The organism is Cryobacterium lactosi, from assembly GCF_004403945.1.
Classification (GTDB): Bacteria; Actinomycetota; Actinomycetes; order Actinomycetales; family Microbacteriaceae; genus Cryobacterium; species Cryobacterium lactosi.
The window spans coordinates 1-1,422 of the sequence record NZ_SOHM01000005.1; the positions used below are offsets into that span (position 1 = coordinate 1).

Annotated in this window: 1 protein-coding gene; it reads right to left on the reverse strand. The window is 65.5% G+C overall.

Translation table 11 applies throughout. From position 1 onward, the window contains the following. Window positions 1-58: 58 nt before the first annotated feature. The gene (locus E3T61_RS01635) at window positions 59-1,303 is read right to left on the reverse strand and encodes an IS256 family transposase (RefSeq protein ID WP_134639193.1); all 1,245 of its coding nucleotides are present in this window, start codon (window positions 1,301-1,303) and stop codon (window positions 59-61) included. Between the last annotated feature and the right edge of the window lie 119 nt (window positions 1,304-1,422).

The following is a 1,422-nucleotide window of genomic DNA, read 5'->3' on the forward strand; positions in this document are numbered from 1 at the left end:
GGTCACGTCCCGCTGAGTGGTGGAATTTCTCAACACCATGCGGGTCAGTGGTTCTAGTCTAGGCGGCGGCGAGTTCGGGGAGGATCACCGCCTCGTCGAGGACCTCGATGGGGTTGTTCATGACGGCCAGCTCGAGCATGGATGCTTCGGAGAAGTAGCGTCTTTCGCCGGCTTCCCACTCGTCGTGCTGCTCGATCAACACCGACCCGGCCAGGCGCAGCAGGGCTGCCGCGTTGGGGAACACGCCGACGACGTCGGTGCGGCGTTTGATCTCTTTGTTCACCCGTTCGAGCGGGTTGGTGGACCAGATCTGGCGCCAGTGCCGCCTGGGGAACGCGGCGAACGCGAGCAGGTCGGGTTGCGCGTCGACGAGCATCGCGGCGACCTTCGGGTGTGAGCGGCCGAGCATGGTGCTGACCTCGCGGAACTGCTTCTCGATGTGCTCGCGGTCGGGCTGGGCGAAGATGGTGCGGATGATCGAGGCGACCATCTCCTGGGATCCCTTCGGCACCACGGCGAGGACGTTGCGCATGAAGTGGACCCGGCAGCGTTGCCAGCCGGCGCCCTGGAACACGGTCCCGATGGCCTTCTTCAGGCCCGTGTGAGCGTCAGACATGACCAGCTTGACCCCGTCGAGGCCGCGGGTCTTCAACGACCGTAGGAAGCTGGTCCAGAAGCCCTCGTTCTCGCTATCGCCGACGTCGAAGCCCAGCACTTCCCGGCGCCCGTCGGCGGCCACGCCGACCGCGACGACGATGGCCTGGGACACGATCCGGTGCCCGACCCGGGCCTTGCAGTAGGTCGCGTCGAGGAACACATACGGGAAGTCTTGGGCGGCGAGGGTGCGGTCGCGGAACTGGGCGACCTCGGCGTCCAGGCCCGCGCAGATCCGGGACACTTCCGACTTCGAGATCCCCGTGTCAGCACCGAGGGCCTTGACGAGGTCGTCGACCTTGCGGGTCGAGACGCCGTGGACGTAGGCCTCCATCACGACCGCGAACAACGCCTGGTCCACCCGGCGGCGCCGCTCGAGCAGCGCGGGGAAGAACGACCCGGCGCGCAGCTTGGGGATCTTCAAGTCGAGGTCGCCGGCGGTGGTCGTTAACGTCCGGGGCCGGGTGCCGTTGCGGTGGGTGGTGCGGTCGCCGGAGCGCTCGAATGGGGCGGCGCCGATGAACGCGGTCGCTTCCGCATCGATCAATTCTTGATAGAGAGTTTCGGTCGCGACGCGGATTCGGTCGGTGACATCGGTGAGTTTGAGTTCTCCCAGCAGGTCGAGCAGGGCAGACTGGTCTAGAGCCATCGTGTGGTGTCCTTTGTGAGTTCTTTGATCGGTACTCACTGACCATCCCACGGTGGCTCTTCACGTTGACGAAGCAACACTCAAGAGCGGGAAACCACACCACTCACGGGGACGTAACC

What these genes read in the sequence shown, in the direction of transcription:
- E3T61_RS01635 (WP_134639193.1), bottom strand. Translation starts at nt 1,303, where the DNA reads ATGGCTCTAGACCAGTCTGCCCTGCTCGACCTGCTGGGAGAACTCAAA.